The sequence below is a fragment of the Pseudomonas sp. S1(2024) genome, assembly GCF_046557535.1.
The window spans coordinates 23,884-50,696 of record NZ_JBKGFP010000082.1 but is presented as its reverse complement, the minus strand read 5'-3'; the positions used below and the strand labels follow the sequence as shown (position 1 = coordinate 50,696).

Here is a 26,813-nt window from a genome sequence, read left to right as displayed (position 1 = left end):
AGCAAATTGTCACTCAATACACGCGGTGGCTCACCCGAAGAGCCTCGGTTGGGCATGGCAATACTCCATTATTCAGGAATAAAAAAGCCCCATGAGCATCCCTGCAATGCCGATGAGGTTGAACGTCCATAAGTTCTGGGGAAAGGCGCGAAGTGCAATCACATTGAAGGCACCTGCTGGCAAATAGGAGTCAGTGTCATCCAAATCGTTCATTTCTCGAGCAAAACGACCGACAGGCGGCACACTAAATCAAGTTAGTTAGTTTGCTAAGTTGTTGTAATTTGACCGAGTGGAAAGTTTTATCGACAACTGGATCCAAACTTCGCAAGTGTCTTTGGAAGCTCTATCCCGCTGTTTCGCAGTTATCGCTTTGCAGGTGACCGTGCCTGAAGTGCCATCAGTCAGGCCCGGCAAGCTACATTCCGATCATCACGGGCGGTCGGAAGGAAGCGTGCGAGACATCGTGAATCTGGACCCGCACAACGCCTTCACATTTGAGGGTGCAGATGCCGCGCCTGCCCTGCTCCGCCTCGTTCAGCTCGATCAGTTCGTTCAGAGGCACAACAGGCCCATGGCATGCTAAATACTATGTGCATGCACCTTATCAAGGAGCCTGCAATGATCGCGGTTCGCGAAGCCTGGAACGCCGGCCTGTTCAAGCGTGAACACTGGATGCGCAACCTTGTCTCCGGCCTCATCGTCGGGGTTGTTGCGCTGCCCCTCGCCATGGCCTTCGCCATCGCTTCCGGGGTCAAGCCGGAGCAAGGCATCTACACGGCGATCATAGGCGGGCTGCTGGTTTCCTTGCTGGGCGGCAGTCGATTGCAGATCGCCGGACCGACCGGGGCCTTCATCGTGATCCTCGCAGGGGTGACGGCGAAGTACGGAGTGGAAGGCCTTCAACTGGCCACGATGATGGCTGGCGCCATACTGCTGGTGCTTGGCATTACCCGCCTGGGTGCAGTCATCAAGTTCATTCCCGACCCGGTGATCGTAGGTTTCACCGCCGGCATCGGCATCATCATCTGGGTTGGGCAATGGCGTGACTTCTTCGGCCTGCCCGAAATCGAAGGTGGGCACTTCCACGAAAAACTGTGGCATCTGTTGCTAGCCCTGCCGGACCTCCACATTGCCACGACGCTGCTCGCGACATGCAGCCTTGCTTTGCTGATCCTGGCGCCAAGGCTGCCCGTGCTGAAACGCCTGCCCGGGCCACTGGTAGCCATGGTGTTCGCGACGCTCGTCCAATCCCTGTTCCATTTTGACGGTGTGGCTACCATCGGCACCGCCTTCGGGGCTATCCCACAAGGTTTGCCGTCACTGACCTGGCCCGAAGTCTCCCTGGCGCGGGTGATCGAACTGGTCGGGCCAGCCTTTGCGATCGCCATGCTGGGGGCCATCGAATCATTGCTCTCGGCTGTCGTCGCCGACGGCATGGCAGGGACCAGGCACGACTCGAACCAGGAATTGATCGGCCAAGGGGTCGCCAACCTGGTAGTGCCGCTGTTCGGGGGCTTTGCCGCCACAGGTGCCATTGCCCGGACAGCGACCAACATCCGCAATGGTGCTACCGGGCCGTTGGCCGGCATCATCCATGCGCTGACACTGGTACTGATCATTCTGTTCCTGGCGCCACTGGCGTCGAACATTCCACTCTGCGCACTGGCAGCGATCCTGTTCGTCGTCGCCTACAACATGAGCGAGCTGAAGCATTTCAAGCGCATGCTGCAGCGCGCACCGCGAGCCGACATCGCCATCCTGCTCGTCACCTTCACCTTGACGGTGTTCAGCGACCTGGTGATCGCCGTGAATATCGGCGTCATCCTCGCCATGCTTCAGTTCATGCGCCGCATGGCATCGTCCGTCGAAGTCCAGCAGGTGGTCGAAGAGGAACTGGCCAATGAACTTCACAGCAACGGCCAGAAATCGCTGCCCCCCGGCGTGCTGGTTTACACCATCGAAGGCCCGCTGTTCTTTGGCGCCGCTGAAACCTTCGAGCGCGCCCTGTCACAAACGCATACCGACCCTGAACTGCTGGTAATTTGCCTGAAGCGGGTGCCCTTCATGGATATCACCGGGCTGCAGACCCTGGAGGAAGTGATCCAGCAACTGCATGAACGCCAGATCGTTGTGAAACTGTGCGAAGCCAACGGCAAGGTGCTTGGCAAGCTCGAAAAGGCCGGAATCTTGCGCCTGCTTGGCCCCGGGCACTATCACCAAATGCTCGGTACCGCCCTGCTGGAGGCAAAGGCACCAGCGGCACACAACTGACTTGTGATCCACCAGGGCCATACAGAGTCCCATTTCAGGAACAGCCACCTGGCAATGCGCGCCCCCCCTGTAGGAGCGGCTTTAGCCGCGAACACCGGCGCAGCCGGTGCCATGCACCGCGTTGGATTCTTCGCGGCTAAAGCCGCTCCCACAGGGTACGAGGATCGCTTACGAATTCAGTTATCTGTCGCGCAAGGCCATGGGGTTGAGGCTTCAGCCCAGCAACTGGCTCAACACCGCACGCAACTTCCCCGGTTTGACGGGCTTGTTCAGCAACGGCGCGCCGAGCTTGTTCAAGGAGCGTCGGCACTGATCGCTGCGGTCGGCAGTGATGATCACCGCGGGAATGGCGGCGCCGAAATGTTCACGCAAATGCCTGACCACTTCGCAGCCGACAACACCGTGGTCCAGGTGAAAGTCCGCCAGGATCAATTCCGGTGCCCGCCCCTGCAAGGCCAGCAAGGCCCCGGCCTGGTCGGTCGCGGTAACCACTTCGCAGCCCCACTGCCCGAGCAGCGCGCCCATGCTCTCGAGGATGCTCACTTCGTTGTCCAGTACCAGCAGGCGGCGGCCCGGCAACGGGTTGCCGGCGCCAGGCTGCGGCGCGGCCTGGTGGATAGGCAAGGGCATGGCTTCGCCGATCGGCACGTCGATACTGAACATCGAGCCACGCCCCGGCCATGAACGCACCTCGACGCGATAGCCGAGAATCTTGGCGATCCGCTCGACGATCGCCAGCCCCAGCCCCACACCCTTGCGATCGGCGGCACGGCCTACGTCAAGTTGGTTGAACTCGAGGAAAATTGCCTGCAGCCGATCGGCCGCGATGCCCCGCCCGGTATCCCACACCTCCAGGCGCAAGTGATCGCCGCGGCGCCTGGCGCCCAGCAGAATCCTGCCCTCATCGGTATAACGACAGGCGTTGCTGAGAAAGTTGCGCAGGATACGCGTCATCAGCCGCAGGTCGGTACTGATGGCGTAGTCGCCAATGCGCGCGCGCAGCTTCAGGCCTGCCGCATCGGCCACCGTGCGAAACTCCGAGACCAGTGGCCCGAACAGTTCGTCGAGGCGGTACAGCGCCACGTCCGGCTTGACCGCCGCCTGGTCGAGCCGGGAAATGTCCAGCAGGTCGGTCAGCAGGTCTTCGGCGCCCTCCAGGGCCTGGTGGGTACGCTCCACCAGCACCTTTTCCGCGTCTGGCAATGGCCTTTCGCGCAAGGTCGAGATCAGCAGCCGCGCGGCATTCAGCGGTTGCAGCAGGTCATGGCTGGCGGCAGCGAGGTACTTGTCCTTGCTGCGGTTGGCGGTTTCCGCAGCGTCGCGGGCATCGCGCAGGGCGCGGGCGATCTGTTTGCGCTCGGCGATCTGCTGTTGCAGGTTGCGGTTGGCCTCCAGCAGTTCATCGGTGCGGGCGGCCACCCGTTGCTCGAGTTCGTCATTCAGTTGCTGCAGGCGCTGCTGGGCCAGCTTGCGTTCGGTAATGTCGGCGACAAACCCTTCCACCAGCCCTTCCTGGCCGGGCTTGAGCAACAGGTTCATCAGCACATCGAGGTGGCTGCCATCCTTGCGCCGCAAGCGGGTTTCATAGCCGTGCAGGCTGCGTTCACGGGCGAGGGTCGCGGTGATGGCGTGCAACTCTTCGGCCCCGCCGACAAACAGGTTGGCGGCAAGGTCCGTCAGCGGAAACAGCAACGCTTGCGGGTTGTCGTAACCCAGCATGCGTGCCAACGCCGGGTTGGCGGCACGCATGCCGTCTTGCAGGCTGGCCTGGAAAATCCCGTGCACGGCGTTTTCGAACAGCCACTTGTAGCGGTTGCGTTCGGCCTCCAGTTCGTCCAGGCGCGCAGCCAGCTCCGGGTAATGGCTCTTGCGCGCCGAGTGATCGCCCAGCCCCAGCAGCCCGGCCAGCGCCCGTTGCTGCTCGTCAGAGGGCCTCGCCATAGACCACCTCGACATCACGTTGGCTCGACGCACGCGGATTGGTGAGGATGCACGGGTCGTCCATCGCATGTTGCGACAGGAACGGGATATCGGCCGTGCGCACCCCATGCAGGCCCAGGGTTTCGTGGAAGCCGATGGCACGCTTGAGCGCGATCAGGTGCTCCACCAGGCGCGCGCAGATCTGCCGGTGGTTGAGACCGCGGCAGTCGATACCCAGCACTTCGGCAATCACCTTGAAACGCTCCGGTGCCGAACTGTAGTTGAACGCCACCACGTGCTCCACCAGCACCGCATTGCACAGGCCATGCGGCAGGTCGAGGAACCCGCCCAGGCTGTGCGACATGGCGTGGACCGCACCCAGGATCGCATTGGAAAACGCCAACCCCGCCTGCATGCTGCCCAGCATGATCTTCTCGCGCAGGGCGATATCGGTGGGGTTGGCAATCATTTCCACCAGGTTGCCATTGATCAGGCGCATGGCTTCCAGCGCATGGGGGTCGGTCAGCGGGCCGTGGCCGGTGGAAACGAAGGCTTCGATGGCATGCACCAGCGCATCGATACCGGTGCAGGCCGACAGGAACGGGTCCATGCTCAGGGTGGTTTGCGGGTCGATCAGCGACACGTCCGGCACCACCGCCTTGCTGACGATGGAGAACTTCATGCGCTCCTGCTGGTTGGAAATGATCACGAACTGCGACACGTCCGCCGAGGTGCCGGCCGTGGTCGGGATCAGGATCAGCGGCGGGCTGGGCACGCGGATCATGTCCACGCCTTCGAATTCGAGGATGCTGCGCCCGTGGGCGACCACGATGCCGATGGCCTTGCCGCAATCCATCGGGCTGCCGCCGCCGACCGCGACGATCACATCACAGTGGTTTTGCCGGTAGATCTCGGCGCCAAGCATCACCTCTTCCACACGCGGGTTGGGCGATACGGCGCTGTACAGGCAGTAGTCGATGCCCTGGGCCTGCAGGCTGGCCTCCACGTCCGCCACCCAACCGGCGGCAATCACACCGGGGTCGCTGACCACCAGCACCTTGCGCGCACCGAAGGTCTTGGCGTAATTGGCGACATTATGCCGGCAGCCGGCACCAAAGATGATCTCGGGCGAAACGAACTTGCGAAGCGGGCTGAAACTCTGGCTCATCGGGAAGCCTGTTCTTATTGTTCTGGAAGGTAACCGCCAGCGTAAAGCATCCCGCAGCGAAAGCAACCAGACCAAAGCCTGGCCACGGTTCATTCGATCCAGTACTTGGCACGGGCCACCTCCAGGAACGCCAGGATGTCCTCGTCCAGCCCCGGCACCCCGGGGAAGCGCTGTGCAAGGCGGTCGATGACCGCCGCCACGCTGCGCCGGCCGTCCAGCAACTCGAGCACCCAGCCGGCACTGGCATTGAGTTCGATGGTGCCCTCCGGGTACAGCAGCACATGGCAGGCCTGGCGCGGCTCCCAGCGCAGGCGGAAGCCCTTGCGCAAGGCCAGGGCTTGTTCGCGATCGATCAGGTTCACAACGGGCATGCTCAATGAAGAACCGGCCATCGCGCTGATGGCCGGACAGGCATCAACGATTGGCGAAGTACATCGTCACTTCGAAGCCGATGCGCAGGTCGGTAAAGGCGGGTTTAGTCCACATGGGGCATTCCTCTTCTTGGTGCCGGGCGATTCCGGTATAGGCATTAATGCACGAGGGGCGACGGGGCCGAATGCTACTTTGGGACAGGTTTGCGGGGTGCGTTGGTAGGGGTAACACGGAGCAACTGTGGATTTGTGCATGGCAGTGCCGGCCTCTTCGCGGGCTCGCCCGCTCCCACAGGGACTGCACAAGTTTCAAGACCAGTGCAATACCTGTGGGAGCGGGCGAGCCCGCGAAGGCCGCGACGCGGTTTAGAAGAAGCCCAGCGGGTTGATGTCGTAGCTCACCAGCAGGTTCTTGGTCTGCTGGTAGTGATCAAGCATCATCTTGTGCGTCTCGCGGCCCACCCCGGACTTCTTGTAGCCACCGAACGCGGCATGCGCCGGGTACAGGTGGTAGCAGTTGGTCCACACGCGCCCGGCCTTGATCCCGCGGCCCATGCGGTAGGCACGGTTGATGTCACGGGTCCACAGCCCCGCGCCCAGGCCAAACTCGCTGTCGTTGGCGATCGCCAGCGCTTCGGCTTCGTCCTTGAAGGTGGTCACGCCCACCACCGGGCCGAAGATCTCCTCCTGGAACACGCGCATCTTGTTGTTGCCCTTGAGCAGGGTCGGCTGGATGTAGTAACCGCTGGCCAGGTCGCCGTCGAGCCGCTCGGCAGCGCCACCGGTGAGCAGCTGCGCGCCCTCCTCCCGGGCAATCTGCAAGTAGGAAAGAATCTTGTCGTATTGCTGCTCCGAGGCCTGGGCGCCGACCATGGTCGCGGTGTCCAGCGGGTTGCCACGGGTGATCTTGGCGATCTTCTTCATCACCTCGGCCATGAACGGCTCGTAGATCGATTCCTGGATCAGCGCCCGCGACGGGCAGGTGCACACTTCGCCCTGGTTGAAGAAAGCCAGCACCAGGCCTTCGGCTGCCTTTTCGATGAACGCGGGCTCGGCCTGCATGATGTCTTCGAAGAAGATGTTCGGCGACTTGCCGCCCAGTTCGACGGTGGACGGGATGATGTTCTCGGCCGCGCACTTCATGATGTGCGAGCCCACCGGGGTGGAACCGGTGAAGGCGATCTTGGCGATGCGCTTGCTGGTGGCCAGGGCCTCACCGGCTTCGCGGCCAAAGCCCTGGACGATGTTCAGCACGCCTGCTGGCAGCAGGTCGGCGATCAGCTCAGCGAAAATGGTGATCGACAACGGCGTCTGCTCCGCCGGTTTGAGCACCACGCAGTTGCCGGCTGCCAGCGCCGGGGCGAGTTTCCAGGCGGCCATCAGCAGCGGGAAGTTCCATGGAATGATCTGCCCGACCACGCCCAATGGCTCGTGGATGTGGTAGGCCACGGTGCCCTCGTTGATTTCGGCGGCGCCGCCTTCCTGGGCACGGATGCAGCCGGCGAAGTAGCGGAAGTGGTCCGCCGCCAGCGGCACGTCGGCGTTGAGGGTTTCGCGCACGGCCTTGCCGTTGTCCCAGCTCTCGGTAACGGCCAGTACTTCGAGATTCTGTTCGATGCGGTCGGCGATCTTCAGCAGTACCAGGGCGCGGTCCTGCACCGAGGTCTTGCCCCAGGCCTCGGCAGCGGCATGCGCGGCGTCCAGGGCCTGCTCGATGTCCTGGGCGCCGGAGCGCGGGAACTCGGCAATCGGCTGGCCATTGACCGGCGAGCTGTTGGTGAAGTACTGGCCGCCCAGCGGCGGCACGAATTCACCGTTGATGAAGTTGCCGTAGCGTGGTTTGAAGGACACGACGGCGCCTGGGGTTCCGGGTTGTGCGTAGATCATGCTGAGCCTCTGTGGGTCGATGCCTGTCCAGCGACAGGCGATGAGCCGATGGTAAAAAGCCCCGCCTGCCGGGCGAATGCATCGTTGGCAGCGGGGCTCTCGTCATTTGGTAGTAGGGCCGCTTGCCACAGGGTCCCTGGCAGCAAGCGGCAGGTTGTCGGCTTAGCGACTGGCGCTTGCCGTTTGCAGTTGCTTGGGCAGCTTGAAGGTCCAGAGCATGCCGCCCTGGTTGAAGTCCTTGACCCGCTTGGCCACTTCACCACCCCACAGCGGCACCGCGCCGCCCCAACCGGAAACCACCGAAACGTACTGCTCGCCGTCCATTTCCCAGGTCACTGGCGAACCGAGCACGCCGGAACCGGTCTGGAACTCCCAGACCTTGTCGCCGGTCTTGGCGTTGAAGGCCTGCAGGAAGCCTTCCGGCGTGCCGGTGAACACCAGGTTGCCCTTGGTGGTCAGCACCCCGCCCCACAGCGGCGCATAGTTCTTGTGGCGCCACACTTCCTTGCCGCTGACCGGGTCGATGGCGCGCAACACGCCAATGTAGTCTTCGTTGAGCGGCTTGATGGTGAAGCCGGCACCGAGGAACGCCGCGCCCTTCTTGTAGGCGATGCCTTCGTTCCAGATGTCCATGCCCCACTCGTTGGACGGCACATAGAACAGCCCGGTGTCCTTGTTGTAGGCCATCGGCATCCAGTTCTTGGCCCCGAGGAACGCCGGGGCGACGAACACCGAGCTGCCCTTGGCCTCGCTACCCGGCGCCCCCGGCCGGCTGGCCTCGTTGTAGATTGGCCGGCCGTCCTTGTCCAGGCCGGTGGCCCAGGTGATCTTGTCGACGAAGGGGAAGCCGCGGATGAACTTGCCGTTGGTGCGGTCCAGCACGTAGAAGAAGCCGTTGCGGTCAGCGGTAGCGGCGGCCTTGACCTCCTTGCCGCCGTCCTTGTAGTTGAACGAGATCAGCTCGTTGACGCCGTCGAAGTCCCAGCCGTCATGCGGCGTGCTCTGGAAGTGCCACTTGATGGTGCCATCGTCGGGGTTCAGGGCCAGGCGCGACGAGGAATACAGGTTGTCGCCCGGGCGCAGGTGCGAGTTCCACGGCGCCGGGTTGCCGGTGCCGAACAGGATCAGGTTGGTTTCCGGGTCGTAGTAGCCGCCCAGCCAAGGCGCCGCACCACCGGTCTTCCACAGGTCGCCGGGCCAGGTCTTGCCCGCCTCGCCGCCGGAAATGCCGTTTTCGATCGCCTTGCCGTCCTTGTACACGTAGCCCATGTGCCCTTCCACGGTCGGTCGCATCCACAGCAGCTCGCCGTTTTCCGGGTTGTAGGCCTGGATCTTGCCCACCACGCCAAACTCGCCGCCGGCGACGCCGGTGATCAGCTTGCCGTTGACGATCATCGGCGCGGCGCTGATGGAGTAGCCTTCCTTGTGGTCGGCCACCTTCTTGCTCCATACCACCTTGCCGGTGTCCTTGTTCAGCGCCACCAGCTTGGCATCGAGGGTGCCGAAGAACACCAGGTTGCCGTACAGCGCCACGCCGCGGTTGATCACGTCGCAGCACGGGCGGATGTCATCGGGCAGGCGCGCATCGTATTGCCACAGTTTCTTGCCGGTACGGGCGTCCACGGCGAACACCCGTGAGTAGGAGCCGGTCAGGTACATCACCCCGTCCTTGACCAGCGGCTGGGCCTGCTGGCCGCGCTGCTTCTCACCACCGAAGGAAAATGCCCAGACCGGCCGCAGGTCCTTGACGTTGTCGGTATTGAGCAGGTTCAGCGGGCTGTAGCGCTGGCCCTGCACGCCCAGGCCATTGGTCACGATCTGCTGCGGGTTCTTCGGGTCCTGGAGAATTTCTTCATTGCTGACAGCGGCGTGGGCTGCACCGGCAAGCAGCATGGCGCTGAGCACCAGGCTCAAGGCGAACACGGGACGACGTGTGGATCGGGTCATGACGGCTACCTTTGGTTTTTTTGTTGTATCCGGGAAAACTTCCCGGTGTGTCGGGAATTCTTGGTCCCGACCTGCTTGCCAACAATTGCCCGCAGTGCTGAGTTTTCTAGTTCCTTGGTATCAGTGAACTTGCGCGGCCCCCTGTAGGAGCGGCCTTGTGTCGCGAAAGGGGCGCGAAGCGGCCCCAGGATTTGTGCCCATGGCTGAAATTGCCGGGGCTGCCTTGCAGCCCTTTCGCGACACAAGGCCGCTCCTACAGGGACCGTGTCAGCCCTTGCTGTCCACGCGCCGCAGCTGCTGGCGTTCGTAACGGGGGTACAGGTGGCTGACACTGCGAATCAGCTCGTAACGGGTCAGGCTGATAGCGGCAAACCGTTCGGGTATGGGGCTGCGGATCATCTCGGCCATGTCATCGCCACGCGCCGCGCCGTCGCGCATCAGCCCGTCCAGCCAGCCCAGGTAATCACGCATCTGGGCAAACGGCCGGGCATCGCTGGCCAGCGGGCCATGACCAGGCACCAGCTGCTTCCAGGGCAGCGCTTGCAAGGTGTCCAGGTCCTTCAGCCACACCTCCAGCCCCGGGCTGTTGGGCGTGGTCAATGCGCGCTCGTAGAACACCAGGTCGCCGGCGAACAGCACACCGGTGCTTTCATCCAGAATCGCCAGGTCGGCACCGGTGTGCCCGCCCAGCGCCAGCAGCCGCAGGCGGTGCCCACCCACCTCGTGAATACCTGGCTCCAGCACGCGGGTCGGCAGCACCACCTCGGTACCGCGCATCCAGTCGCCAACCAGGCGGTACATGTTCTCGGCCATGGCCTCCCCCTGCTGGCGCAACAGCTCGCCGGTACCGGCCAGGGCGCCGATGGGCACATCGGCAAAGGCCTGGTTGCCCAGCACATGGTCGGGGTGATGATGGGTCAGCAGCACTTCGACCACCGGCTTGTCGGTGGTGGCGGCAATGGCCTGGCGCAATGCTTCGCCGTAGCGTTTCGACGGCCCGCTGTCGATAACCACCACCCCGTTGTCGGTGACGATGAACGCGGTGTTGACGATATTGCCGCCGTTATCCTTGGCGAAATTGTCGGTGCTGCCCTCCAGCAGCCAGGTGCCTTCGGCGATCTGCCGGGGCTTGAGCCGATAGTCCAGGTCTGCCCAGGCCGGCAGGCCCAGGCACAGTAGCAACAGCAGAATGCAACGCATGACGGGCGCCTCTGGTCAGGGATGGAGTCGGGCAACGCGTTCAGGGCACTGCCGCCTCGAACTGGTTGCCGCTGTTGTCCTGCAACACCAACCGGGTCGGCCCGGGGCCCTGGATGTCGAAGCCCAGGTTGGGGTTTTCGCTGACCGCCGGGTACAGTTCCAGGCTGGCCAGGCGCTGGCCATCCGCGCCTTGCAACTCGGCATGGTTGAGGAAGAATTCGGGAATGCCGCTGACCAGGCCGTTGTCCATCGGGTGGGCCACCTGCAGGCGCAGGCGGCTGCTGTCGCCGCGCGGGTAGCGCCCGCCCAGGACTTCACCGAGGTGTTCCTCCCAGCCGGGCTGGGTGCGTACCACGCTGGGCGCGGTACAACCGCCGCCGGCAGCATCGATCAGGGTCGAGCCGACATGCCACAGGCCGTCGCGCGTCAGTACCGCAGCGCGCAGCGGTGTGGCCTGTTCGACGCGAATGCGGATCGACAACCAGGGCAGCACGCGCTCGCCAGGCTGGAAGTCGACGATACGCGGCAGCGGGTTGAGTTCGGCCCAGGCGATGATCCGCACCACTTCACCGCTGAACGCCCGAGCGTCGATCTCCAACGGCACCTGGCGTGCGTCCTCGGCAAAGGGTGGCGCCAGCAGCTTGACCCGATCATCGAACACGAATGCGGCCTGGCCCAGCAGCTGCTTGTGGTAGAAGTCCCACATCACCGACGGCACCGGGTCCTTGTGGTTACTCGGCTCGCTGGCCTGGGCCTGTGCGGCCCAGGGCATCCAGCAGGCCAGCAGGAAAGTCGCTCGCCAGTTCATCGCCCACTCCTTGATGAAACAGTTATCCGTTGAGCCAGCATGATCCCTGTGGGAGCGGGCATGCCCGCGAAGCAGGCGGCGCGATGGATGGCACGGGCTTCGCCCGTGTTCGCGGCGGTTCGACGCCTCGACAAGCCCGCTCCCACAGGGGTCGCGCCAGCGCTACTGATACATCTCCGGCACCTGGTAACGCAGGCCATAACTGGCATAAATCGCCTTCATCCGCCCATCACGAATCAGCGTCTCAAGCGCTTCCTCCACCGCATAGGCCAGCTGCCGGTTGCTTTCATGCACCGCCATGCCGATCTCCCAGGCCTGCTTGCCAAGGTTCGGGTAGGCGTTTTCCGCCAGGGCCAGCTGCGGGTCGGCGGCTTGATGCAGTTGCCAGTCAACTTCGCCGCGCATCGCCATCACCGCGTCCACCTGGCCGGCCTGCATGGCGCCGAAAGCTTGCTGCACATTGGGGTAATGATGGGTCCTGGCACTGAGCATGCCGTTGAACACGGAAGTCAGGTAGAACGACGGCACGCTGTCCACCTCGACCCCGATCGGGTGCTGCTGGAACACCGCGACACTGGCCACCGAGGGCAGGCGGCGGCGATCATAGGCGACCTGCCAGCGCTCCTCCTGATAAGGACCGAACATGACCACCTGGGCGTTTTCCAGCTCGCCTACCTCGTTGCGCCGCTGCGCATAGGCATGGTCGTATGGCACCCGCATCATCAGGTCGGCCAGTTGCTGGTGGCGCAACGGGCTGCCGCGCCAGATGTAGTCGCGCAGATCGTCGTCGAGCTTTTCCCCGGGTGGCGCCCAGATCAGCTGCAAGCGCACCCCCAACGCCGTGGCCAGGGCCTGCGCCAGCTCCACGTCGACACCTCGCGGCTGGCCGTGGTCCTCGAAACTGTAGGGCGCAAAGTCCTTGTACACAGCCACCTTCAATTCGCCGGCGGCGATGATCGCATCGTAGTTGCGCACCTGCGCCTGCGCCGCCGCGCAGCACAGCAGCAAGCCACTGAACAGCACCGCCAACAGACGCATGGCCGTCATTCCTCGACGTGCACGCTGTCCAGGTAGGTGCGCACCGCCCACAGGGCCTCCTGGCTCAGATAGTCGGCCATCTTCGGCATGTACACCCGGCCGTCGCGGACCGCACCGTGGCGTACCCGCTCGACGAACCACTCATCCCCGGCCTCGCCGGCATCGAGCATGCGCAGATCCGGGGCGATGCCCCCCGACTTGGCCTCCAGGCCATGGCAGGCGGCGCAGTTCTGGTTGTAGGCCGAGGCACCGATCTCCACGGCCTTGTCGTGCTCGGGAGAGCTGCGGTACGGGTTGACCGCTGCCCAACCATCGCCGTCCAGGGTTACGCCAGCGTCCTTGATCGGGGTCAGGCCCTTGGTTTCCACGGCCTGGGGCACCACATTGCCATGTGCCCAGGCAGTGCCGGTCAGCACTGCACTGGCAAGCAGCCCGGCAGCCAGCAAGACGTTGCGTTTTGTTGTCATTTTTATGCCCTCACGATTGCACGCAAGGCCTCAACCACAGAGGCCGTGTCGCCATCTTAGAAACAGCCCGCAGGCGGCCGAATGCTGCTTTGGTGGCCGCGCCTTACTCCCTTGGTAGTAGGGCTTGTGGCGAAGGGCCAAATGAGGTGCCCCGTGGGAACTATTCCCGGCAAGGGCGGGACTTTTTCCGTATCCCGCAAGGCCCGCCCCGTCCCACCCTGTGCAGGCCAAAACCTCCACTGGGAACTGCAACCATGACAACAAGAACGCTACCCGCCCTTTCCCCTCTGGCCCTGAGCGTGCGGGCCTTGCTGCTGGCCGGTAGCCTGGCCCTGGGCAGCGTGGCCACGGCAGCCACCACCCCTGCGGCACCTGCCAGCAAGAACGTGACGTGGGAAGACATCGCCAACGACCACCTGACCACCCAGGATGTGCTGCAGTACGGCATGGGTACCAACGCCCAGCGCTGGAGCCCATTGGCCCAGGTCAATGACAAGAACGTGTTCAAGCTGACCCCGGCGTGGTCCTATTCCTTCGGCGACGAGAAACAACGCGGCCAGGAATCCCAGGCCATCGTCAGCGACGGCGTGGTCTACGTCACCGGTTCCTATTCGCGGGTGTTCGCCCTCGATGCGAAAACCGGCAAGCGCCTGTGGACCTACAACCACCGCCTGCCGGACAACATTCGCCCCTGCTGCGATGTGGTCAACCGCGGCGCAGCGATCTACGGCGACAAGATCTACTTCGGCACCCTCGACGCGCGGGTCATCGCCCTCGACAAGCGCACCGGCAAAGTGGTGTGGAAAAAGAAGTTCGGCGACCACGCCGCCGGCTACACCATGACCGGTGCCCCGGTGCTGATCAAGGACAAGACCAGCGGCAAGGTACTGCTGATCCACGGCAGCTCCGGCGATGAATTCGGCGTGGTCGGCCAACTGTTCGCCCGCGACCCGGACACCGGTGAAGAGGTGTGGATGCGGCCCTTCGTCGAGGGCCACATGGGCCGCCTGAACGGCAAGGACAGCACGCCGACCGGTGACGTCAAGGCGCCGTCCTGGCCGGACGACCCCACTACCGAAACCGGCAAGGTCGAAGCCTGGAGCCACGGCGGCGGCGCGCCTTGGCAAAGCGCCAGCTTCGACCCCGAGACCAATACCATCATTGTCGGCGCCGGCAACCCTGGCCCCTGGAACACCTGGGCGCGCACCTCGAAGGACGGCAACCCGCATGACTTCGACAGCCTGTATACCTCAGGGCAGGTCGGCGTCGACCCGAGCACCGGTGAAGTGAAGTGGTTCTACCAGCACACGCCCAACGATGCCTGGGATTTCTCCGGCAACAACGAGCTGGTGCTGTTCGACTACAAGGGCAAGGACGGCAAGCTGGTCAAGGCCACCGGCCACGCCGACCGCAACGGCTTCTTCTATGTGGTGGACCGCAGCAACGGCAAACTGCAGAACGCTTTCCCCTTCGTCGACAACATCACCTGGGCCAGCCACATCGACCTCAAGACCGGGCGCCCGGTGGAAAACCCTGGGCAGCGCCCGGCCAAACCGCTGCCGGGAGAAACCAAGGGCAAGCCGGTGGAGGTCTCGCCACCCTTTCTTGGCGGCAAGAACTGGAACCCCATGGCCTACAGCCAGGACACCGGCCTGTTCTACATCCCCGGCAACCAGTGGAAGGAGGAGTACTGGACCGAGGAAGTGAACTACAAGAAGGGCTCGGCCTACCTGGGCATGGGCTTCCGCATCAAGCGCATGTACGACGACCACGTCGGCACCCTGCGCGCCATGGACCCGACCACCGGCAAGCTGGTTTGGGAGCACAAGGAGCACCTGCCGCTGTGGGCCGGCGTGCTGGCGACCAAGGGCAACCTGGTGTTCACCGGCACCGGCGACGGCTTTTTCAAGGCCTTCGACGCCAAGACGGGCAAGGAGTTGTGGAAGTTCCAGACCGGCAGCGGCATCGTCTCGCCGCCGATCACCTGGGAACAGGACGGCGAGCAGTACATCGGCGTGACCGTGGGTTACGGCGGCGCGGTGCCGCTGTGGGGCGGCGACATGGCCGAACTGACCAAGCCGGTAGCCCAGGGCGGTTCGTTCTGGGTGTTCAAGATCCCCAGCTGGGACAACAAGACAGCACAGCGTTGACTGCATGAGTTGACGCATCACTGGGGCTACGAGGCAGCCCATCGCCGGCAAGCCAGCTCCCACAGGTACAGCGCAGGTCTCAAGGGTTGCGCAGTTTCTGTGGGAGCTGGCTTGCCGGCGATGGGCCGTAAAGCGGCCCCAGGATGCATACCCGACTTCACATTGAGAGCCTATCGCCATGAACTACCTGCCACTTGCCTTGCTGATCGTGCTGTCTCCTGCCATGGCCGAGAATGCCGACGACGCTGGCAACGATACCCCCCTGACCATCAACGGCTGCGTGATTGCCGAAGCCAGCCAGTGCCCGGGGGCCGACCTGCGGGGCGCCAACCTGGCCAACCAGGACCTGCGCAAGATGAACCTGGCCGGCGCCGACCTGCGCGATGCGGACCTGCGCCATGCCCGGCTGGACCTGGCCAACCTGGAAAAGGCCAACCTGCAAGGCGCCAACCTGACCCGCGCCAGCCTGCAGCAAAGCAACCTGCGCCTGGCCGACCTGAGCCAAAGCCGGCTCGTTGCGATTCAGGGCTGGGGCCTGTTTGCCCAAGGTGCGCAATTTGCCAGGGCCGACCTCAGCGCGGCCTACCTGCAGTTCGCAAGGTTGTCAGCGGCGAAGATGCAGCAGGCCAACCTGCACGCGGCGGACCTGGAAATGGCCTGGCTGAGCAAGGCTGATCTGCAAGGGGCCGACCTTGGCGATGCCAACCTGCAGGAGGCCAAGTTTGGCCAGAGCAACCTGGCCCGCGCCGACTTGCGCGGGGCGCGGCAGCATTACGGGAATTTTCAAGAGGCCAACATGGAGGGGTGCAAGGGGTGCCCCGAGACCTGGGACAAATGAGCGCTGCCATTTTTGCAACCACTCGGTTACCTGTGGGAGCGGGCGCGCCCGCGAAGCAGCCGACGCGGTGTCTGGCACCGGCTTCGCCGGTGTTCGCGGGCATGCCCGCTCCCACAGGGTCCGGGCCCGAACCCTGAAGACCTCACCCCGCCACCCGCACCACCCCCAGGTCAATCCCCAGATGCACCAGCTCGGCATGGGAGCTGACCTGCAACTTGCTCTTGAGCAAGGTCAGGTGGTTGGACACGGTCTTGGCACTGATGCACAACTGCTCGGCAATCCCTCGCACCGGGGTGCCCTTGGCCAGCATCACGAAAATTTCCAGCTCACGCTGGGTCATGCGCTGCAAGCGCGGGTCACTGGCATTCTGCTGTGACGTGCAGGCCAGCTGGGTGGCCAAGGGCTGTTCGATATAGGCATGCCCGGCCAACACCCGCTGCACCGCCTCGATCAGCACTTCGGGCGCCGAGTTCTTGGTCAGGTATCCCGAGGCACCAGCATCCAGCGCCTGGCGCACCAGCGGCAGTTCGTCATGCATGCTGAAGAACAGCACCCGCAACTGCGGCAGGCGCTGACGCAGGCGCCGGGTGGTTTCCAGGCCGCTGATGCCTGGCAGGCCAAAGTCCATGATCACCAGGTTGGGCACCTGTTCCTGAACCCGCGCCAGCGCCTCTTCGCCACTGGCAGCCTCACGCACCTGTACCTTCGGCAGCACCGCTCGCAGCAGGCTGGCATAGCCCTGGCGGACCACGGCGTGGTCATCGACCAACACGATATTCATCACACCTCCATGGGAATGTTCAGGGCCAGCGCCCAGCCGGCACCCGGTCGGCTGAGGATGCGCAGCTCACCGCCCAGGCTGCGGGCGCGCTCGGCCATCGAGTGCAGGCCTACCCCGGGGCGCTGGGGCTGGCTGGCACCGCAACCGTTGTCGAGAACCAGCAGGCGCAAGCCCTTGGCGCTGCGTTGCAGGCGCACCCGCACCTGGCTTGCGCCGGCGTGACGGGCGACGTTGGTCAACGCCTCCTGCAGCAAACGATACAAATGCGTGCGACTCGGCCCGGGTAGTACCGGCAAATGCTCGCCTACCCGCAGGCGGCAATCGATACCCTGGCTGGCCTGCCATTGGCTCACCAGCAGGCCGAAGGCTTCGGCCAGCGGCATGTGCTGCAACGCCAGCGGGTACAGGTCATGTACCAGGGCGCGGAAACCTTGCTGCAGGCGTTCACAATCGAGCTCCAGGGTGCGTGTCGTCTGCGCCACCGCGTTTGGCTGGTCGGCGACCATGCGCAGCAGGCAGAGCTGGGCCCGAATACCCGCCAGGTATTGCCCGAGGTCGTCGTGCAGGGTCTGCGCCAACTGGGTGCGCTCCTGCTCCTGCACCGCCAGCAGGGCCTGGGTAAGTTGGGTATTGTCGCAGCGGGCCTGCTCCAGAGACGCGGTCATGCGGTTGAAGTGCTCCGCCAATTGGCGCGCCTCCGGCAGGCCGGCCTCGCGCAGGCGTGCGGTCAATTGCCCACCCGAGACCTGGCGCAAGGCCTGCAGCAGATCGTCCAGCAAGCCCATGCCCCGCCGCACCGCCCAACGGATGGTCAACAAGCTCAGCAGCAACGCCAGGCCGCACAGGACCAACAACTGCTGCAGCGAGTCACGCACCTCGTCGATTTCATCCCGTGCATCCACGGCGATCATTACCCGGCGACCATCCCCCAGCTCCAGCAGCCGGCTGCTGTCGTGGCGCTGCCCAAGCAGTTGGCGGCCCAACCAGGCATCCAGGCCGGTTGCTTGCGGCAGCCGCGCAGGTTCATCCGCCGCCAGCCAGTGCACCCGCACATGGCGCAGGCTTTGCGTCAGCCGTGGTTGCAGGCTCTGCGGGTCGCGCTCGGCAGTGTCGCCGAGGTATGCCACCACGGCTTGCGCCGACTGCAACTCCCGCTCCACGTCAGCCACCGCCTGGCGCAACAGCACCACGGCACAGGCCAGCGTCAACATCGCGAAGCAACAAGTGACCCAGAGGTTGATCCGCCACAGGGCCGAAAGGTTGACAAGGCGCATGGGCAGTTCTCCTCGGGATTGCTGCGGCCATCGTAAAACCCGCGCCCATGTGGTGAATTACTACCTTGGTACCGGGCGAGCGCTACTTTCTGCATATTCCCCCCTCCCGGCGCGCTTCCTATGCTGGCGCCATCTGCCGTGGAGTTGCCTTATGCGCCTGCCTGCCCACCTTGCCATGACCTGCCTGCTGGCCCTGGCCGCGACGCTTTCTGCAAGCCCGGCACCCGCCGCGCAGGCCCCGGGCGGGGAACCGTTGCAAGTGCGCATCGGCTATCTCGGCTATCGCCCCGATCCCGGCCCGCTGCTGTCCAACATCATTCCCGAACCCACCGATGCCGGGCTGCAGGGCGCCGAACTGGCGATTGTCGACAGCAACAGCAGCGGGCGTTTTCTCAAACAGGAATTCCACCTGGCCAATGCCACGGTCGAAAGCCCCGAAGCCCTGCTGCAGGCTGCCAAGGCCCAGCATGACCAGGGCCTGCGGCTGTTCGTGGTAAATGCCCCCGCCGCCAGCCTGCGCGCGCTATCTGCCGCCCTGCCCGACAGCCTGCTGTTCAACGCCGGCAGCCCGGACGACAGCCTGCGCAGCAGCCAGTGCCTGGGCAATGTGCTGCACAGCCTGCCCAGCCGCGCCATGCTGGCCGATGCCCTGGCGCAGTTCCTGGTAATGCGCAAATGGCAACGGGCGCTGTTGGTCGTCGGCCAGACCGACGATGACCGGGCCTATGCGGCGGCCCTGCGCCGCGCCATGAAGCGCTTCGGCATGCAGCTGGTCGCGGAGAAAGCCTGGACATTCGACAACGACCAGCGCCGCAGCGCCCAGGCCGACATGCCGCTGTTCACCCAAACCGCCGAGTACGACGTGGTGCTGGTGGCTGACGAACGCGGCGACTTCGGCGAGTACCTGCCCTACCAGACCTGGTATCCGCGGCCGGTAGCCGGCACCCAGGGCCTGACCCCCACCGGCTGGCACAAGACCGTTGAAACCTTCGGCGCGGCGCAGTTGCAAAAGCGCTTCGAAGCCCAGGCCGGGCGCTGGATGAACGACCGCGACTTCGCCGCCTGGATGGCCGTGCGCAGCGTCGCCAGCGCAGTGAGCAAACTGCGCCAGGCCGAGCCCCGCGCCCTGCAGCAACTGCTGCTCAGCGAGCAGTTGCCGCTGGACGGCTTCAAGGGCCGCAAGCTCAGCTACCGCCCGTGGAACGGCGAGCTGCGCCAGCCGATCCCGCTGGTGCAGCCGCGGGCCCTGGTCAGTACCTCTCCGCAGGAGGGCTTCCTGCACCCGCTCAACGAAATGGACAGCCTGGGCTACGACAGGCCCGAAGTGACCTGCGGCTACCCCTGACCCGATAACCACAACAAAAAAGGATTTCGCCATGCGTCGCTCCCCTTTTCACCGGGCACTGCTTTACCCCAGCCTGCTGTCCGGCGCCCTGGCCCTTGCCAGCGGGCACGCCGTGGCCGCCACCGCCTGGGTATCGAACGAGAAGGACAACAGCCTCAGCCTGATCGACATGCAGACCCTGCAAGTCACCGAAACCCTGCCAGTGGGCCAACGCCCGCGCGGCCTGCTGCTGTCCCACGACAACACGCTGCTGTACATCTGCGCCAGCGATTCGGACCGGGTGCAAGTGATGGATGTGGCTACCCGCAAGATCATCAAGGAACTGCCCTCCGGCAAGGACCCCGAGCAGTTCGCCCTGCACCCCAACGACCGCTGGTTGTACGTGTCCAACGAGGACGACGCGCTGGTGACGGTAATCGATACCCAGACCGACAAGGTGCTCGGGCAGATCGACGTCGGCATCGAGCCCGAAGGCATGGCGGTGAGCCCGGATGGCAAATGGGCGGTCAACACCAGCGAAACCACCAACATGCTGCACTGGATCGACACCAGCACCCAGACACTGGCGGACAGCACCCCGGTGGACCAGCGGCCGCGCTTCGTCGAGTTCAGCCAGGACGGCTCGCGGCTGTGGGCCTCGGCAGAAATCGGCGGCACGGTGACCATCCTCGACGTGGCCAGCCGCCAGGTGCTGAAAACCCTGAACTTCCAGATCAAGGGCGTGCACCCGGACAAGGTCCAGCCGGTAGGCATCAAGCTCAGCGCCGATGGCAAGTATGCGTTCGTCGCCCTGGGCCCGGCCAACCATGTGGCGGTGGTCGATGCCAAGACCTACGAAGTACTCGACTACCTGCTGGTGGGCCGGCGGGTCTGGCAATTGGCGTTCACCCCGGACCAGAGCCAGTTGCTGGCCACCAACGGGGTCAGTGGCGACGTTTCGGTGATCGATGCAAAAAACCTCAAGGTGCTCAAGTCGGTGAAGGTCGGCCGCTACCCCTGGGGCGTGGTGGTGACGCCATGAATACCCTCGAAGTCAGTGACGTGAGCTTTGCCTACGGCCAGCGCGAGGCGCTCAGGCAAGTCGGTTTCAGCCTGGCGTCCGGGCGCTTCGCCGCCTTGCTGGGCCCCAATGGCGCCGGCAAGTCGACCTTGATCGCCCTGCTCACCCGCTTGTACGACCTGCAGCATGGCGACATCCGCGTGTGCGGCTGCTCGCTGCGCAACGCCACGCGCCCGGCCTTGCGCCAGCTGGGCGTGGTGTTCCAGCAAAGCACCCTCGACCTGGACCTGAGCGTGGAGCAGAACCTGCGCTACCACGCCTCGCTGCACGGCCTGTCGCGGCGCCAGGGCAATATTCGTGTCGATGCCGAACTGGCCCGCCAGGGCCTCGATGAGCGGCGGCGCGAACCGGTCCGGGCGCTGAACATCGGCCATCGGCGCCGGGTGGAGATTGCCCGCGCGCTGCTGCATGAGCCGCGTTTGCTGTTGCTCGACGAGGCCAGCGTCGGCCTCGACCCGGCCAGCCGCCTGGCGCTCAACCAGCACCTGCGGCTGCTGTGCCGCGAGCAGCGCCTCAGTGTGCTGTGGACCACCCATCTGCTGGACGAAGTGCAGCCCAGCGATGACCTGCTGATCCTGCATCAAGGGCGCCTGGTGGCCAGCGGCACGGCCGATGCCCTGAGCCTGGAGCACGGCGGTGACCTCGACCATGCCTTTGCCCGCCTGACCAGCGCCCCCACAGGAGTCAATGCCCGATGAACGCTTACTGGCAGTGCTTCAACGGCATTCTCCTGCGCGAATGCCTGCGTTTCGTCCTGCAGCGCACCCGTTTTCTCAGCGCCCTGGTGCGCCCGCTGCTGTGGCTGCTGGTGTTCGCCGCCGGCTTTCGCGCGGCCCTGGGCATTGCGATCATCGAGCCCTACGACACCTACATCCCCTACGAGGTGTACATCATTCCGGGCCTTGCCTGCATGATCCTGCTGTTCAACGGCATGCAGGGCTCGCTGTCGATGGTCTATGACCGGGAGATGGGCAGCATGCGCGTGTTGCTGACCAGCCCGTTGCCGCGGCCCTTCCTGCTCGGCAGCAAGCTGCTGGCGACCTCGTTGATCTCCCTGCTGCAGGTGTACGCCTTCCTTGCCATCGCCTGGTTGTATGGCGTGCAGCCACCGGCTGCGGGCCTGTTGCTGGCGCTGCCGGCGTTGTTGCTGGTGGCGCTGATGCTCAGCGCCCTGGGGCTGTTGCTGTCGAATGCGATTCGCCAGCTGGAGAACTTTGCCGGGGTGATGAACTTCGTGATATTCCCGCTGTTCTTCCTGTCCTCGGCGCTGTACCCGTTGTGGAAGATGCGCGAGGCCAGCCAGTGGCTGTACTGGCTGTGTGCAGTGAACCCGTTCACCCATGCCGTGGAGCTGGTGCGCTTTGCCTTGTATGAGCGCTTCAACCCGCTGGCGCTGACGGTATGCCTGGGGCTGACCGTGCTGTTCACCCTGCTGGCGATCCTCACCTTCAACCCCCAGCATGCGGCGCTGCGCAAGCCACGCTGAGCGGCAGCGATCCATCGCTTAGCGCGAACCCTGTGGGAGCGGGCGCGCCCGCGAAACAGGCGACGCGGTGGATGGCACCGGCTTCGCCGGTGTTCGCGGGCACACCCGCTCCCACAAGGGAAGGTGACACGCTCTCGAACATTGTTCCCTGTGCGACAGCGTAGCCCAAAGGGTTGGGCAATCTCCCACAGGTTTGCGCGCCCGGCTTTCTACTACTTTGGTACTGCCTTTGCTGTCTGATCGTCGCATTCACATTGCACCGCCACTGGCATGTAATGGGCCTATAACAAAAAGGACAACCCCCATGCCACGTGCCCTGCCCCGGCTGCCACGCCCATTGCTGGCGGCGCTTTCCCTGAGCCTGACGCTAGGCGCTGCCCAGGCCGATACCACGCCGCTATTCTCTGCCGACGGCTACCGCACCACCCTCTACCGCAGCCCGACCCCACAGCAGGTCGAGGGCGGCCAGGTCATCGACACCGCCATGCTGCAAGGCCTGCTGGGGCACACCCCCAAGCCGGTGCTGATCGACGTCTATCGCCGCCAATGGCTGCAAGGCCGCTTCATCGAAGATGAACCCCACGCCAACATCCCCGGCAGCCGCTGGCTGGCCAACACCGGCGATGGCGAGCTGAGCCCGGCGTGGCACGATTACTTCGTGCGCAACCTGCAAAAAGCCACCGCCGGGCGCACGGAGCAACCGCTGGTCTTTTACTGCCGCTCCGATTGCTGGTTAAGCTGGAACGCGGTAAAACGCGCGAAAGCCCTGGGCTATAAGAATCTGTATTGGTACCGCGATGGCCTGGACGCCTGGCAACAGGCCAACCTGCCGCTGCAGCCAGCGCAGCCGGAACCCTTCCCCTGAATTCATCGCCTGCAAACGCGTGCCCGCTCCATCCAATAAAAACGAGGTGAAAAGGCCATGTACAAAATTCTGATTGCCGACGATCACCCCCTGTTTCGCGAAGCCATCCACAACGTTATCAGCGATGGCTTCCAGGGCAGCGAAGTCATGGAAACTGCCGACCTGGACAGCGCCCTGGCGCTGACCCACGAACATGACGACCTCGACCTGATCCTGCTCGACCTGAACATGCCCGGCATGCATGGCCTCAATGGCCTGATCACCCTGCGCAACGAGGCCCCGACCACGCCGGTGGTGATCGTCTCGGCCGAGCAGGAAAAGCAGATCGTGCTGCAGGCCATCACTTATGGCGCGGTGGGCTTCATCACCAAGTCCTCGCCACGTTCACAGATGATCGAAGCGATCGAGCAGATCCTCAACGGCAATGTCTACCTGCCGCCCGACATCATCCGAGCCCAGAAAAGCAGCACCAGCCGGCGCCTGAACGATGCCCCGAGCTTCCCGCCGGAGATGCTCCAGGCCCTGACCCGCAAGCAGCTGCTGGTGCTCGAGCGCATGACCAAGGGCGAGTCGAACAAACAGATCGCCTACACCCTGGATATCGCCGAGACCACGGTCAAGGCCCACGTTTCGGCGATCCTGCGCAAGCTCAACGTGCACAACCGGGTACAGGCCATCCTCAGTGCCGGTGATATCGATTTCGGTGATTACCTGCGGCGTTGACCTGTTCCGGCCTCTTCGCGGGCTTGCCCGCTCCCACAGGATTCCCGCAGGTTTCAGTGTTGCGCAATACCTGTGGGAGCGGGCAAGCCCGCGAAGAGGCCGGCGGCTATGCCACACTGCTCCCCAGCAAATGGCTCATCGCCGCCTTCAGCTTCATCGGCCGCACCGGCTTGTGCATCAGGGTGTGGCCCAGCTCGCGGATCTGTTGCTTGAGCTCGTTGCTGTAGTTGGCGGTGATCATCATCGCCGGCAAGGGCTGGGCGCGGCGGGCATTGATCCGCGCCACGGCGTCGACGCCATTGCAGTCGTTGTCCAGGTGGTAGTCGGCGATCAGCAGGTCGGCCTCGGCATGGTAGTTGTCCACCTGGCGCGCCAGGTCCTCCTCCGACAGCGCGGTGACCACCCGGCAGCCCCACCCCTCCAGCAGGGTACGCATGCCAGCGCAAATCGCCGCATCGTTATCCAGTACCCACACCCGCGCCCCGCGCAGGCGTTCGAGCATCGGCTCGCTTATTGCCTGGCTCGGCTGGGCCTTGGGCGCGGTGGTGCTCAGCGGCACTTCGACAGCGAACACCGAGCCTTTGCCAAGCCATGACCGCACCCGAATCCGGTGGCCAAGAATGCCGGCGATCTTTTCCACGATCGCCAGGCCCAGACCCAACCCTCGGTCCTGGTCCGGGCGCTGCACATCGCCGCGCCTGAACTCCTGGAACATTTCTTCCAGGTGCTCCTCGGCGATACCGATCCCGCTGTCCCATACTTCGATCCGCAAGCCGCCACGCTGGCGCCGGCAGCCCAGCACCACGCGCCCACTGCGGGTATAGCGAATGGCATTGCTGAGCAGGTTGCGCAGGATCCGCGCCAGCAGCTGGATGTCACTGCGCACCACGGCGGAACAGCCCACGAAATGCAGTTCAAGCCCTTCGCTGCGCGCCACCTGGGCGTATTCGGCAGCGAGGTTGTCCATCAGTTCGCGCAGAGCGAACGGGGCGACATCGGCCTTGATCACGCCAGCATCGAGCTTGGAAATATCCACCAGGGTACCTAGCAGGTTCTCCACATCCTCCAGCGAGTTGCTGACATTACGCACCAGGTGAGCACTGTTGTGCGGCTCGCGGTGTTCGAGCAAGGCGCTGGTGAACAGCCGTGCCGCGTTCAGTGGCTGCAGCAAGTCATGGCTGACGGCGGCAAGGAACTTGGTTTTCGACAGGTTGGCCTGCTCGGCCTCGCGCTTGGCCTCGCGCAGGCGCGATTCCACCCGGCTGCGCTCCTCGATTTCGCGCAGCAGCTGCTCGTTGAGGCTGGTCAGCTCGGCCGTGCGCTCGCGTACCCGTTGCTCCAGGTGCTGATACGCCTGGTGCAGCGCCTGTGCGGTATTACGGCGCTCGGTGATGTCGCGGATCAACACGAAGATGCCCACCACTTCACCATTGGCCAGGCGGTTCGGCACGTAGGAGCGCAGCATGTAGCGTTCCTGGCCGTTGATGTTGGTTTCGGCAAACTCGAAGGTTACGCTCTCCCCCGCCAGCGCCCGCGCCACGTAGGCCTCCAGGCGCTGGTAATGCTGCTCGCTGTGGGCCTCGCGCAGGCTCTGGCCCAGCATCACGCCGCGAGGCCAGCAATACCATTCTTCATAGACCTTGTTGGTGAATTCGTAGACCAGGTCGGCATTCAGGTAAGCGATCAGCGCCGGCACATGGTCGGTGATCAGGCGGATCTGGTGCTGGTGTGCCGTCTCGGCCCGCTGCCGGGCCTCGCTGAGCAGGTGGTTGACGGCCTTGAGCTCGGCCATGGCCTGGTTCAGCGCTTCGGTGCGTTCGCGCACCTGCTCGGCCAGCACCACCGAATGCTGAAACGCGGCATAAGGGTCGTTGCCACGCGTGACGCCGGACTCGATACGCTCGATCAGGGCGCCGTTGATACGCTGCAGCTTGTGGTTCTGGTGCTGCAGCCGGGCGACCTCGGCCTGCAGTTCAGCGACCGACAGGAGGCCGGTTGCGGGCAATGGCGACTCCGGTGAAGGTCTGGTTGATGTGCATGCCATCGAACTGTTCTCCGTAGGTGTTGAAGCCGATCACCCGCTGCTCGCGCAGGAACGCACCGACCGCTTCCAGCCCGTCCCGGGCTTCCAGCTCCAGCCGCCGCAGGAAGCAATCGCAACCGATGGTCAGCAGCAGCGGGCCGAGGCGCTGCTGCAAGCCGTCGAACAACTGGTGCAGGTTCGGCAACAGCGGGCCCGGGGTCATGGCGGTGAGCACGATGCCGTTTTCAACAGCGCAGTAGAAACTCAGGCTCAGGTCCGGGTGCACCTGCTGTATCGCCCGCACGTAGTACTGGTCGTGGATGCGCACGGCCAGCGGATGGGCAGCGAACACACGATGATCGAGCTCGGCCACCGGCACGCCGATGTGCCGGGCGTATTCCTCGGCAGCTGGCTCGGCATTCAGTTCGAAGACCCGGCGCTGGGCACTGTCGGCGCCGGTGACCACCAGCTTTTCCTGGCGCGGCAGGATGTGGTGGGTGGTGAACACTTCGAAGTCGAGCCAGGTATTGACCAGCACCACCACCGCCGCGCCGTGGTGGAACGCGCCGCCGAAATACACATGGGTGCGGGTCAGGTAGTTGTCGTCGCCGGCCGAGCCGCCGAAATGCGGGATGTCGCCCAGGGCCGCACTGAGGGCGGCAAGCACCATTTCCTCACGGCTGGACAAGCCGTCGAGCAGGGTCAGGGCAAAGCTGTGGCCCTTGATCGGCGCCAGGTTATTGCTGCGGCAGGTGCCGACCAGGCGCTCGACCATCTGCTGGGCGTCGATCAGGCTGAAGCGCTCCATTTCATCGATCAGTTCGGTGGCGATGGAAAAGTGCCGATGATCGAACCCCACTGCCGTTATGCAGTTGCGGCCATAGCCCTGCGGGGTGATTTCCCCGGCGCTGGTGCAACCGACCAGGCGGATGCCGCCAAAGCCCTGCTCCAGGGCTTCGCCCAGGGCCTGCAGGTCGTATTCGGCGGAGCAGAAGAACAGCACGAAGCCCAGGTGCGGGTGCAGCAACTGCGCCGCCAGCTCCTGGGCTGCCTGCCGGGCGTCGGTTGCCTGGGACATGGCGCTGACCACACCGTCGTTGTGAGCCTGCTGCATCGTGGTCTCCGGCGCGGGGTGGCTGAGTGATGAGTGTACGAAGGCGATCATCGAGGACGAATGCTACTTGGGTAGCG

At 64.3% G+C, this 26,813-nt stretch carries 24 protein-coding genes; 9 read left to right on the top strand and 15 right to left on the bottom strand.

All coding sequences use genetic code 11. The annotated features are described in order from the left end of the window. Positions 1–72: 72 nt before the first annotated feature. Positions 73–213: a hypothetical protein gene (locus ACLCGK_RS22760; protein ID WP_289805886.1), complete on the bottom strand. Its 141-nt coding sequence runs from the start codon at positions 211–213 to the stop codon at positions 73–75. Positions 214–618: 405 nt separating this feature from the next. Between ACLCGK_RS22760 and ACLCGK_RS22755 the strand changes: the two genes are divergently transcribed. Next, positions 619–2,271 (top strand): SulP family inorganic anion transporter, encoded by a 1,653-nt coding sequence (locus ACLCGK_RS22755; RefSeq protein ID WP_410953006.1) that lies wholly within the window; start codon positions 619–621, stop codon positions 2,269–2,271. Positions 2,272–2,484: 213 nt separating this feature from the next. On the opposite strand, the gene ACLCGK_RS22750 is transcribed toward ACLCGK_RS22755, so the two are convergent. The 10 genes from ACLCGK_RS22750 to pedF all read right to left on the bottom strand — a co-directional run bounded on the left by ACLCGK_RS22750 (position 2,485) and on the right by pedF (position 13,077). After that, positions 2,485–4,212 (bottom strand): NahK/ErcS family hybrid sensor histidine kinase/response regulator, encoded by a 1,728-nt coding sequence (locus tag ACLCGK_RS22750; protein WP_410953005.1) that lies wholly within the window; start codon positions 4,210–4,212, stop codon positions 2,485–2,487. Beyond that, the gene (gene ercA, locus ACLCGK_RS22745) at positions 4,196–5,359 is read right to left on the bottom strand and encodes an alcohol dehydrogenase-like regulatory protein ErcA (RefSeq protein ID WP_013972181.1); all 1,164 of its coding nucleotides are present in this window, start codon (positions 5,357–5,359) and stop codon (positions 4,196–4,198) included. The genes ACLCGK_RS22750 and ercA overlap by 17 nt, the downstream gene beginning before the upstream one ends. Before the next feature lie 89 nt (positions 5,360–5,448). Further along, positions 5,449–5,721, bottom strand: coding sequence for a pyrroloquinoline quinone biosynthesis peptide chaperone PqqD (pqqD, locus tag ACLCGK_RS22740; protein WP_061302426.1), 273 nt, complete (start codon positions 5,719–5,721; stop codon positions 5,449–5,451). A gap of 52 nt (positions 5,722–5,773) precedes the next feature. Continuing rightward, on the bottom strand, positions 5,774–5,845 hold the full coding sequence (gene pqqA, locus ACLCGK_RS22735) for a pyrroloquinoline quinone precursor peptide PqqA (protein ID WP_003253598.1): 72 nt from the start codon (positions 5,843–5,845) through the stop codon (positions 5,774–5,776). Between the two features lie 251 nt (positions 5,846–6,096). Further along, positions 6,097–7,617, bottom strand: a complete 1,521-nt coding sequence (locus tag ACLCGK_RS22730; protein ID WP_024086835.1) for an aldehyde dehydrogenase family protein — start codon at positions 7,615–7,617, stop codon at positions 6,097–6,099. A 162-nt stretch (positions 7,618–7,779) separates the two neighbouring features. Next, positions 7,780–9,564: a PQQ-dependent alcohol dehydrogenase PedH gene (pedH, locus tag ACLCGK_RS22725; protein WP_024086834.1), complete on the bottom strand. Its 1,785-nt coding sequence runs from the start codon at positions 9,562–9,564 to the stop codon at positions 7,780–7,782. A 267-nt stretch (positions 9,565–9,831) separates the two neighbouring features. After that, positions 9,832–10,764: a quinoprotein relay system zinc metallohydrolase 1 gene (locus tag ACLCGK_RS22720; RefSeq protein WP_309673656.1), complete on the bottom strand. Its 933-nt coding sequence runs from the start codon at positions 10,762–10,764 to the stop codon at positions 9,832–9,834. Positions 10,765–10,804: 40 nt separating this feature from the next. After that, positions 10,805–11,572 (bottom strand): quinoprotein dehydrogenase-associated SoxYZ-like carrier, encoded by a 768-nt coding sequence (locus ACLCGK_RS22715; RefSeq protein WP_085719687.1) that lies wholly within the window; start codon positions 11,570–11,572, stop codon positions 10,805–10,807. A 162-nt stretch (positions 11,573–11,734) separates the two neighbouring features. After that, on the bottom strand, positions 11,735–12,610 hold the full coding sequence (locus ACLCGK_RS22710) for a substrate-binding periplasmic protein (RefSeq protein WP_015270051.1): 876 nt from the start codon (positions 12,608–12,610) through the stop codon (positions 11,735–11,737). A 5-nt stretch (positions 12,611–12,615) separates the two neighbouring features. Further along, a complete protein-coding gene (pedF, locus tag ACLCGK_RS22705) occupies positions 12,616–13,077 on the bottom strand; it encodes a cytochrome c-550 PedF (RefSeq protein ID WP_013972175.1) in 462 nt (153 codons plus the stop codon). A 254-nt stretch (positions 13,078–13,331) separates the two neighbouring features. Here pedF and exaA point away from each other — a divergent pair, with 254 nt between their 5' ends. Both exaA and ACLCGK_RS22695 read left to right on the top strand, forming a co-directional pair. Next, positions 13,332–15,227, top strand: a complete 1,896-nt coding sequence (gene exaA, locus ACLCGK_RS22700) for a quinoprotein ethanol dehydrogenase (protein ID WP_410953004.1) — start codon at positions 13,332–13,334, stop codon at positions 15,225–15,227. Between the two features lie 178 nt (positions 15,228–15,405). After that, a complete protein-coding gene (locus ACLCGK_RS22695) occupies positions 15,406–16,065 on the top strand; it encodes a pentapeptide repeat-containing protein (protein ID WP_410953003.1) in 660 nt (219 codons plus the stop codon). 142 nt (positions 16,066–16,207) lie between these two features. Here the strand turns inward: ACLCGK_RS22695 and ACLCGK_RS22690 are convergent, their stop codons facing one another. Further along, on the bottom strand, positions 16,208–16,846 hold the full coding sequence (locus ACLCGK_RS22690; protein WP_003257635.1) for a response regulator transcription factor: 639 nt from the start codon (positions 16,844–16,846) through the stop codon (positions 16,208–16,210). Then, entirely contained in the window at positions 16,846–18,120 is a 1,275-nt protein-coding gene (locus tag ACLCGK_RS22685; RefSeq protein ID WP_410953002.1) for a histidine kinase, read from the bottom strand. The genes ACLCGK_RS22690 and ACLCGK_RS22685 overlap by 1 nt, the downstream gene beginning before the upstream one ends. A 151-nt stretch (positions 18,121–18,271) precedes the next feature. On the opposite strand from ACLCGK_RS22685, the gene ACLCGK_RS22680 reads away from it, so the two are divergent. The 6 genes from ACLCGK_RS22680 (at position 18,272) to ACLCGK_RS22655 (ending at position 23,599) form a co-directional block, all read left to right on the top strand. Next, positions 18,272–19,465 (top strand): ABC transporter substrate-binding protein, encoded by a 1,194-nt coding sequence (locus tag ACLCGK_RS22680; RefSeq protein WP_410953001.1) that lies wholly within the window; start codon positions 18,272–18,274, stop codon positions 19,463–19,465. A gap of 31 nt (positions 19,466–19,496) precedes the next feature. Further along, positions 19,497–20,486 (top strand): YVTN family beta-propeller repeat protein, encoded by a 990-nt coding sequence (locus tag ACLCGK_RS22675; RefSeq protein WP_054572885.1) that lies wholly within the window; start codon positions 19,497–19,499, stop codon positions 20,484–20,486. After that, the gene (locus tag ACLCGK_RS22670; protein WP_410953000.1) at positions 20,483–21,223 is read left to right on the top strand and encodes an ABC transporter ATP-binding protein; all 741 of its coding nucleotides are present in this window, start codon (positions 20,483–20,485) and stop codon (positions 21,221–21,223) included. The genes ACLCGK_RS22675 and ACLCGK_RS22670 overlap by 4 nt, the downstream gene beginning before the upstream one ends. Continuing rightward, entirely contained in the window at positions 21,220–22,011 is a 792-nt protein-coding gene (locus tag ACLCGK_RS22665) for an ABC transporter permease (protein WP_410952999.1), read from the top strand. Before ACLCGK_RS22670 ends, ACLCGK_RS22665 begins: the two co-directional genes overlap by 4 nt. Before the next feature lie 304 nt (positions 22,012–22,315). Further along, a complete protein-coding gene (locus ACLCGK_RS22660) occupies positions 22,316–22,876 on the top strand; it encodes a PQQ-dependent catabolism-associated CXXCW motif protein (RefSeq protein ID WP_061302432.1) in 561 nt (186 codons plus the stop codon). Between the two features lie 57 nt (positions 22,877–22,933). Beyond that, positions 22,934–23,599 carry a response regulator transcription factor gene (locus ACLCGK_RS22655; RefSeq protein WP_013972165.1) on the top strand — a complete coding sequence of 222 codons (666 nt, stop codon included), beginning with the start codon at positions 22,934–22,936 and terminating at the stop codon, positions 23,597–23,599. A gap of 106 nt (positions 23,600–23,705) precedes the next feature. Here the strand turns inward: ACLCGK_RS22655 and ACLCGK_RS22650 are convergent, their stop codons facing one another. Both ACLCGK_RS22650 and nosP read right to left on the bottom strand, forming a co-directional pair. Beyond that, positions 23,706–25,604, bottom strand: a complete 1,899-nt coding sequence (locus ACLCGK_RS22650) for a NahK/ErcS family hybrid sensor histidine kinase/response regulator (RefSeq protein WP_286918253.1) — start codon at positions 25,602–25,604, stop codon at positions 23,706–23,708. Continuing rightward, a complete protein-coding gene (gene nosP / locus ACLCGK_RS22645; protein WP_013972164.1) occupies positions 25,573–26,736 on the bottom strand; it encodes a nitric oxide-sensing protein NosP in 1,164 nt (387 codons plus the stop codon). Before nosP ends, ACLCGK_RS22650 begins: the two co-directional genes overlap by 32 nt. Between the last annotated feature and the right edge of the window lie 77 nt (positions 26,737–26,813).

Bases quoted from the DNA above. Each gene is read 5' to 3' on its own strand.
- ACLCGK_RS22760 (WP_289805886.1), bottom strand. From the start codon at position 213: ATGAACGATTTGGATGACACTGACTCCTATTTGCCAGCAGGTGCCTTC.
- ACLCGK_RS22755 (WP_410953006.1), top strand. From the start codon at position 619: ATGATCGCGGTTCGCGAAGCCTGGAACGCCGGCCTGTTCAAGCGTGAA.
- ACLCGK_RS22750 (WP_410953005.1), bottom strand. From the start codon at position 4,212: ATGGCGAGGCCCTCTGACGAGCAGCAACGGGCGCTGGCCGGGCTGCTG.
- ercA (WP_013972181.1), bottom strand. From the start codon at position 5,359: ATGAGCCAGAGTTTCAGCCCGCTTCGCAAGTTCGTTTCGCCCGAGATC.
- ACLCGK_RS22730 (WP_024086835.1), bottom strand. From the start codon at position 7,617: ATGATCTACGCACAACCCGGAACCCCAGGCGCCGTCGTGTCCTTCAAA.
- pedH (WP_024086834.1), bottom strand. From the start codon at position 9,564: ATGACCCGATCCACACGTCGTCCCGTGTTCGCCTTGAGCCTGGTGCTC.
- ACLCGK_RS22720 (WP_309673656.1), bottom strand. From the start codon at position 10,764: ATGCGTTGCATTCTGCTGTTGCTACTGTGCCTGGGCCTGCCGGCCTGG.
- ACLCGK_RS22715 (WP_085719687.1), bottom strand. From the start codon at position 11,572: ATGAACTGGCGAGCGACTTTCCTGCTGGCCTGCTGGATGCCCTGGGCC.
- ACLCGK_RS22710 (WP_015270051.1), bottom strand. From the start codon at position 12,610: ATGCGTCTGTTGGCGGTGCTGTTCAGTGGCTTGCTGCTGTGCTGCGCG.
- pedF (WP_013972175.1), bottom strand. From the start codon at position 13,077: ATGACAACAAAACGCAACGTCTTGCTGGCTGCCGGGCTGCTTGCCAGT.
- exaA (WP_410953004.1), top strand. From the start codon at position 13,332: ATGACAACAAGAACGCTACCCGCCCTTTCCCCTCTGGCCCTGAGCGTG.
- ACLCGK_RS22695 (WP_410953003.1), top strand. From the start codon at position 15,406: ATGAACTACCTGCCACTTGCCTTGCTGATCGTGCTGTCTCCTGCCATG.
- ACLCGK_RS22690 (WP_003257635.1), bottom strand. From the start codon at position 16,846: ATGAATATCGTGTTGGTCGATGACCACGCCGTGGTCCGCCAGGGCTAT.
- ACLCGK_RS22685 (WP_410953002.1), bottom strand. From the start codon at position 18,120: ATGCGCCTTGTCAACCTTTCGGCCCTGTGGCGGATCAACCTCTGGGTC.
- ACLCGK_RS22680 (WP_410953001.1), top strand. From the start codon at position 18,272: ATGCGCCTGCCTGCCCACCTTGCCATGACCTGCCTGCTGGCCCTGGCC.
- ACLCGK_RS22675 (WP_054572885.1), top strand. From the start codon at position 19,497: ATGCGTCGCTCCCCTTTTCACCGGGCACTGCTTTACCCCAGCCTGCTG.
- ACLCGK_RS22670 (WP_410953000.1), top strand. From the start codon at position 20,483: ATGAATACCCTCGAAGTCAGTGACGTGAGCTTTGCCTACGGCCAGCGC.
- ACLCGK_RS22665 (WP_410952999.1), top strand. From the start codon at position 21,220: ATGAACGCTTACTGGCAGTGCTTCAACGGCATTCTCCTGCGCGAATGC.
- ACLCGK_RS22660 (WP_061302432.1), top strand. From the start codon at position 22,316: ATGCCACGTGCCCTGCCCCGGCTGCCACGCCCATTGCTGGCGGCGCTT.
- ACLCGK_RS22655 (WP_013972165.1), top strand. From the start codon at position 22,934: ATGTACAAAATTCTGATTGCCGACGATCACCCCCTGTTTCGCGAAGCC.
- nosP (WP_013972164.1), bottom strand. From the start codon at position 26,736: ATGCAGCAGGCTCACAACGACGGTGTGGTCAGCGCCATGTCCCAGGCA.